Below are 393 nucleotides of genomic sequence, written 5' to 3'. Positions count from 1 at the left end.
CCGGCCGGTTGTCGCCGCCGGCACGTTCACCGCGGCATGCACGCTCTGGGAGTCGGCCACCACCAGTGAGGGGTCCTCGGTCCGGCCGGCCCGCTCGCGCACCTGGCACCGCAGAATCTCCTGGATCGCCGCGTCGGTGCCGTCGTCGCGCCAGGTGTAGAAGTAGTACTTCACCGCCGAGGCCGGTGGGAAGTCCGTGGGCAGCAGGCTCCACTGACACCCCGACCGGTTCTGGTAGAAGATCGCGTCGACGATCCTGCGCATCGGGTACCGGCCCTGGTGCCCGCTTACCGACGGATGCTTGGCCTTCCAGGCCGTCACCAGCGGTTCAAGCAGCGCCCACTGCTCATCGGTGGTGTCGGTGTAGTAGCCGCGACGCTCGCTCACCGTGGC

At 69.0% G+C, this 393-nt stretch carries 1 protein-coding gene; it reads right to left on the bottom strand.

Annotated features, from left to right (window positions below; genetic code table 11):
• The coding region (locus tag GWK61_RS55505; RefSeq protein ID WP_369125696.1) for a transposase at nt 1-387 on the bottom strand (387 nt) is incomplete at its 3' end.
• Between the last annotated feature and the right edge of the window lie 6 nt (nt 388-393).

The sequence above is a fragment of the Catenulispora rubra genome, assembly GCF_015356825.1.
In the GTDB taxonomy this organism is placed as follows: Bacteria; Actinomycetota; Actinomycetes; order Streptomycetales; family Catenulisporaceae; genus Catenulispora; species Catenulispora rubra.
Note: the sequence above shows the minus strand (reverse complement) of the source record. Positions and strands in the feature narration are given on the sequence as shown.